This is a genomic window from Leptolyngbya cf. ectocarpi LEGE 11479, from assembly GCF_015207065.1.
GTDB lineage: Bacteria > Cyanobacteriota > Cyanobacteriia > Phormidesmidales > Phormidesmidaceae > Leptothoe > Leptothoe ectocarpi.
Window position 1 is genome coordinate 1 of sequence record NZ_JADEXP010000402.1, and the last position, 5762, is coordinate 5762.

Genomic DNA, 5762 nt, shown 5'->3' on the forward strand with positions numbered 1-5762 from the left:
GGAACAACAGCAAACCGGACCACCCAACAAAGACAAATCTATCGCGCTTGAGCCAGTCATCGACAACGTCGAAGACGCCCCGATTGGCTCCAGCACGGCCCATTGCTATGGTCATCTCAAATCCTCTTAATATGGCATCAAGTCCCTATAAATAAAGGGCTGGGGAGATATAATCAACCCTTTAAGGACGTGGGGATGTCACAAGCATCCACATCAAAATGGTCGTAACTACCATCAGATTCGGATTCTGGCTTGTACTTTATGATAAATAGACTTTCGTTTTTTTACAATCTGTCACGTACTTCTCAGGTTAAAGAAAACGCTCAAAACTCAAACCCTGATTAACTTTCAAGCATTTACGCAAAAAATTCTGTAAAGAATTAGATCTAATTGTGTGGTTAGTTACCCTTATTTGCAGGGCTGTATCCTCATCTCAACCAGGGCTAAACCTTTTGAAAAAAGAAAAGAGACCATAAATGCATCGTATTTTATAGTTTTTGCCTGATGATTTTCGTTAGGGTACAGAGTGAATCACAGACCAACGCTGACCACACCCATGTGATCGATGGTAGCTATCTAGCCAGCATCCTCATATATCAGAACACTTCGCTCAGAATGATACGCTAGATAGACAAGTAGTTTTCAGATGGATGGTTCAGCCACTTTCTGAAGGGTTAGGAGATACTAAAAAGTTCAGCGCATGTACAATTCGAGTGTCATCGGCGGTAGTCTCAGTAGTTCTGGTAGCCGTCTGTTTATATATGAGGTCAAAGGGCTAGGCTCAACAGCCGGGGGCACAGCGCCCGTGCGTCAGAGCGGAAGCACTTTCGTTACAGTTCCCTATGAGCGTATGGCCGAAGAAACTCGGCGAATTATGCGCATGGGAGGTGAAATTGTCAGCATTCGTGCAGCAAACGGCGATTCGCCAGCTGCGCCTGTGGCTCAAACAGCACCTGCAGCAAAGAAACCCATGGCCGAAACGAAAGCTAAAGCAAAGAAACCCGGTGCTAATGTACCGGTTAACATTTACAAGCCTAAGACTCCCTATTTGGGCGCATGTTTATCCAATGAACCTTTGGTTGACGAAGGTGGTATAGGTATTGTTCAGCACATCAAGTTTGATTTGTCTGAAGGAGACCTTAAATATGTAGAGGGTCAGAGTATTGGCATTATCCCTGAAGGAACTGACGATAAAGGAAAACCCCACAAACTTCGTTTGTACTCCATTGCATCGACTCGTCATGGTGATGATGTAGACGATAAAACGGTTTCCCTCTGTGTTCGTCAGCTTACTTATAAGCATCCTGAGAGTGGCGAAACCATCAACGGTGTTTGCTCTACCTATCTCTGTGACCTAGAGCCTGGGACTAAGGTGAAGATTACTGGTCCTGTGGGTAAAGAGATGCTACTGCCTGATGATCCCGATGCAAAGGTGATCATGATGGGTACCGGTACCGGTATTGCTCCTTTCCGTGCATATCTATGGCGTATGTTCAAAGACAAAGAGCGCGAGGCTAACCCTGACTACAACAACTTCAAAGGTCTTGCTTGGCTGTTCTTTGGTGTACCTAAGACTCCCAATATTCTGTATAAGGAAGAATTGGAAGAAATGCAGGCCAAGTATCCTGACAACTTCCGACTAACCTATGCCATTAGCCGTGAGCAGCAAAACTCTGAAGGCGGTCGTATGTATATTCAGCATCGCATTGCTGAGCATGCTGATGAGCTTTGGAGTTTGATCCAAGATGAGAAAACTCATGTCTATATCTGTGGTCTACGCGGTATGGAAGGTGGCATTGATGAGGCTTTGACAGCTGCAGCGGCTAAGACCGGTGCAGATTGGACTGAGTACCGTAAGGGTATGAAGAAAGCTCATCGCTGGCATGTTGAGACTTACTAGGTTTTACTGACCTAGCCTGTCGAAATGTCAGATGAACAATAGTAAAAGCCAGGTGAATCTGAGGGTTCCCTGGCTTTTACAATGGTCTGTGGTAAATCAAATGGGATAGCACATTGGTTTTTAAGGTTGGATTATTAGGTCTAGGCACGGTCGGCACAGGCACCGCCAAAATTTTGTTAGACGCCGCTCAGCGTCATCCGTTGCTACAAACCTTAGAAATCCATAGGGTGGGTGTCCGTTCCATGGATAAGCCTCGTGCTGTGGATTTTCCTGAGGATTGTTTGACGACCGATCTCGAAGCCATTGTGACCGATCCTGATATTGACATTGTGGTCGAAGTCATCGGCGGGTTAGAGCCTGCTCGGTCGCTGATTTTAGAGGCGATTGAGGATGGGAAACACGTGGTGACTGCCAACAAAGCTGTGATCTCTCGCTATGGCAATGAGATTGCTGAGGCGGCTAAGAAAGCAGGCGTGTATGTGCTCTATGAAGCAGCCGTGGGCGGGGGGATTCCTGTAATTCAACCCCTGCAGCAGGCCCTCGGTGTAAACCGGATTGAGACGGTGACCGGCATTATTAACGGTACGACCAACTATATTTTGACTCGCATGCAGTCAGAGGGCGGTGACTTTGAACCGATCCTGGCGGATGCACAGGCGTTGGGTTACGCCGAGGCCGACCCGACAGCTGATGTGGATGGTCTCGATGCAGCCGATAAGATTGCAATTTTGGCGTCCATTGCATTTGGAGGCAAAATTCGTCGTGAGGATGTTTTTACTGAGGGTATTCGTCACGTTAGTGCGGTAGATGTCGATTATGCTGAGACCTTAGGCTTTGTGATTAAGCTGCTTGCGATCGCAAAACGTAATCCCCTCACAACAGATAAGCCAGACACCATCCAACTCCGTGTCCATCCCACCCTCGTTCCCTTAGATCATCCACTCGCTAACGTTAACGACGTTAACAATGCGGTTTTAGTCGAAGGCGATCCCATTGGTCAGGTCATGCTCTATGGTCCCGGTGCCGGCGAAGGCCCCACAGCCAGCGCCATTGTCTCGGATATGATGGCCATTGCCGCCACGCTGCACATGGAGTCTCCGGCAGAAGAAAAACTTCCCAATCCGCTGCTGAGTAATGCTTACAGCGACTACAAAACCGTCAGTGCCATGGAGGAGCTAGAAAGTCGCTTTTACCTGAGACTGATGGTGAAGGATCAGCCAGGCGTGATTGGTCATTTAGGAGATATCTTTGGCAAACATAACTTGAGTCTGGAATCGATTGTACAGATCGGACTGCAAGAAAATTTGGCTGAGCTTGTGATTGTGACCCACGAAGTCCAGGAAGGCGCTTTTCAGCAGGCAATTACTGTGTTGAAAGAGTCTGGTGATGTAGACTCGATTGCTAGCGTTTTGCGGGTATTGGGTTAATTTTGAACTCAGACACTCTCTCGATCTCTGGCGAAGCACTTTATCTCTGGAGAAAGCAAGCTCTAGCACGTGCTCGCCATGCAGGGATTGCTGTTTACGAAGTGGATTGGTTTTTACAGGGGGTAAGCCATTTAAGTCAGTCAGAGCTGAGCCTAGGGCTTTATCGTGACCGGAGCGAGGTCCGATTATTCCATGCGCTGGATTGGCTAACCCAGCAGTGGCAGAGGCGTTTGACCGAACGGGTGCCGGTGCAGTACTTGGTGGGGGAAACACCGTGGCGAGATTTGATGCTAACGGTGACGCCCGATGTGCTGATACCTCGGCCTGAAACTGAACTCATCATCGAAATCGTACAGACTTGGGCAGAACAACAGGGTGTACCGTCTAGTTCACAGGTGTGGGCTGATTTGGGTACGGGCAGTGGAGCAATTGCGATCGCGCTAGCCAAAGCATTCCCAGAGGCCCAAATTTTGGCCGTAGATATTAGTACTACAGCCTTAGAAATTGCCCGCCAGAATGCCCATCGTAACAAAGTCAGTAATATTAATTTTTATCAAGGCAATTGGTTTGCCCCTATCAGCAATTGGCAAGGCAAACTATCGGGAGTCATTACTAACCCTCCCTATATCCCCAGTAGAATCGTTTCAAGTTTGGAGCCCGAAGTTACCCAACATGAGCCCCATCAAGCGCTTGATGGAGGAAACGATGGCTTGAATGATATTCGTTATCTAATTGCCCAGGCTCCTAATTTTCTCAAGCCAGGTGGGCTATGGCTAACAGAACATATGGCAGGACAGAGTCAAGAGATTAGAACTTTACTTGCGCGAAACCAGGGTTACCAAACCGTTCAAAAACAACAGGATTTAGCAGGCATTGACCGATTTGTAACGGCCATATTTCAACCCAAATTTTCTTGAAAAAGAGCTGAGGACGCATTTAGAGCAATTTTGTTCCATAGATTTTTTCAATTATTTTTATTGAGAGAAAAAGTATTCCCTTTGCGTGAATAAGTTTTTACTCTGTAGAAGTACGTAGGTGCGTCTACCCTGGAGATGAAAACTTAATGCCCGATCTATTTGGCCTAGATTTCGATGTTTTGAATGAGCCTCTCGTTGCAGGCAGTACATTCAATATTGACTATGAAATCGGAAACTTGGGAACCGCCGTCAATGGTCCGTTTCGAGTTGCTTTTTACCTATCAAAAAACAACATCATTGACCCCAATGCTGGATTCGATGTACTTCTCAGCTCTAGCACTATTACAGGTCTTGGTTCGAACCCTTCCACTGGCACCTTTACCAGAAGTTTGACCCTGCCAGGGGTTAATGACCCATTTTGGCAAACAAATTCAGGCGATGGTACCTATCACATCGGTATGGTCATCGATTCTCTGAATCAAGTTTCAGAATCAAACGAAACCAACAATAGAAATCGCGGTTTCCTTCTAGACTGGGACGACGTTGTTATCAACAACACCCTACGTGCTGACCTCGTTGCCACCTCGGCCAATGTCGTTCTCGAACCTCAAACCGCTGGCAACTCCTTCGACTTTGACTACAACATCAGTAATATCGGCGGCGCAGCCACTGGAAACTACACCGTTTCTTTTTACCTGTCTGGCAACGACTTCATCAGCGGGGCCGATAAGTCGCTGGGCAGCGTCTCCCTCAGAAGCCTTGCGGCTGGGGCCACCACCGGCACCTTAACTACTCGGCTCACCATGCCTGGGGTCAATGATGCCTTCTGGTTAGCCAATGGCGGCAATGGTGACTACACCGTCGGCATGATTATTGACTCTGCCAATACCGTCACCGAATCTAACGAAGGTAATAACCGCAATCAGGGTCAGCTCATTGACTTCGACACTCTTGTCGTCAATGGCACCACCGCCGCTGACCTTGTTGCCACCTCGGCCAATGTCGTCCTCGAACCCCAAACCGCTGGCAACTCCTTCGACTTTGACTACAACATCAGTAATATCGGCGGCGCCGCCACTGGAAACTACACCGTTTCCTTTTACCTGTCTGGTAACGACTTCATCAGCGGGGCCGATAAGTCGCTGGGTAGCGTCTCCCTCAGAAGCCTCGCGGCTGGCGCCACCACCGGCACATTAACCACTCGGCTTACCATGCCTGGGGTCAATGATGCCTTCTGGTTAGCTAACGGTGGCAATGGTGACTACACCGTCGGCATGATTATTGATTCTGCCAACACCGTCACCGAATCTAACGAAGGTAATAACCGCAATCAGGGTCAGCTCATTGACTTCGACACTCTTGTCGTCAATGGCACCACCGCCGCTGACCTTGTTGCCACCTCGGCCAATGTTGTCCTCGAACCCCAAACCGCTGGCAACTCCTTCGACTTTGACTACAACATCAGTAATATCGGCGGCGCCGCCACTGGAAACTACACCGTTTCCTTTTACCTGTCTG

Annotated in this window: 4 protein-coding genes and 1 pseudogene; 4 read left to right on the forward strand and 1 reads right to left on the reverse strand. The window is 48.2% G+C overall.

The window, feature by feature from the left end; all coding sequences use genetic code 11:
• Positions 1–115: pseudogene (locus IQ260_RS26825) on the reverse strand (photosystem II D2 protein (photosystem q(a) protein)); the annotation flags it as partial.
• 585 nt (positions 116–700) lie between these two features.
• Here IQ260_RS26825 and petH point away from each other — a divergent pair.
• The 4 genes from petH to IQ260_RS26845 all read left to right on the forward strand — a co-directional run.
• Positions 701–1900, forward strand: coding sequence for a ferredoxin--NADP reductase (gene petH, locus IQ260_RS26830; RefSeq protein ID WP_193996145.1), 1200 nt, complete (start codon positions 701–703; stop codon positions 1898–1900).
• 113 nt (positions 1901–2013) lie between these two features.
• Positions 2014–3327, forward strand: coding sequence for a homoserine dehydrogenase (locus IQ260_RS26835; RefSeq protein WP_193996146.1), 1314 nt, complete (start codon positions 2014–2016; stop codon positions 3325–3327).
• Between the two features lie 2 nt (positions 3328–3329).
• Positions 3330–4244, forward strand: coding sequence for a peptide chain release factor N(5)-glutamine methyltransferase (gene prmC / locus IQ260_RS26840; RefSeq protein WP_228016469.1), 915 nt, complete (start codon positions 3330–3332; stop codon positions 4242–4244).
• 146 nt (positions 4245–4390) lie between these two features.
• Positions 4391–5762, forward strand: a 1372-nt coding sequence (locus IQ260_RS26845; protein WP_228016470.1) for a CARDB domain-containing protein, incomplete at its 3' end; no start/stop codon positions are given.